The organism is Mycobacterium sp. 1165178.9, from assembly GCF_001673555.1.
Taxonomy (GTDB): domain Bacteria; phylum Actinomycetota; class Actinomycetes; order Mycobacteriales; family Mycobacteriaceae; genus Mycobacterium.
In genome coordinates this window covers 1-652 of the sequence record NZ_LZMB01000305.1, presented here as the reverse complement: position 1 = coordinate 652, position 652 = coordinate 1, and the positions used below count along the sequence as shown (strand labels likewise).

At 69.6% G+C, this 652-nt stretch carries 1 protein-coding gene; it reads left to right on the top strand.

Annotation, left to right across the window (positions count from 1 at the left end; genetic code table 11):
- Nucleotides 1-652: adenylate/guanylate cyclase domain-containing protein (locus tag A5652_RS13350; RefSeq protein WP_369805791.1), on the top strand; the 652-nt coding region annotated here is incomplete at both ends.

Genomic DNA, 652 nt, shown 5'->3' with positions numbered 1-652 from the left:
TGCTGAGCCAAGCCGACGTCGACGCCCTGGCTACCTGGGTCGCGCTCAAGATGGTGGTCGGTGAGGACGGCGCGCACGGCATGCTTCGGGTCCTCGGCGCCGCGATGGCCCGCCTCGCAGAGGCCGAGTCGACGGCGATCCGCGCCGGGACGCCCGACATCCAGATGACCCACACCCACGACGAGCTAGCCACGGCACAGGCCTACCGCGCGGTCGCGGAGTTCGTCCCCCGAATCGGTCCACTGATCGACGTCGTGCACCGCCACCACCTGACCGGCGCCCGGACCCACTTCGAGGGTGTCCTTCGCGACACCTCGGCAAGCGTGGTGTGCGGGATCGGTTTTGCCGACCTGTCGGGCTTCACCGTGCTGACCAACGCGCTCACCCCGGCGCAGTTGTCGGACCTGCTCAACGAGTTCGCCGGAACCGTCTCGGACGTGGTCCTTCGCGATGGCGGACGGGTGGTGAAGTTCATCGGCGACGAAGTGATGTGGGTGAGCGCGTCGCCCGAGCAGCTCGCCAGGGCGGCGGTCGACCTCGTCGACCACCCGCGGGCCCGCGAGGAGGGTCTGCAGGTGCGCGCCGTCCTCACCGACCACCATCTTGAGCGCGACCCAGGTAGCCAGGGCGTCGACGTCGGCTTGGCTCAGCA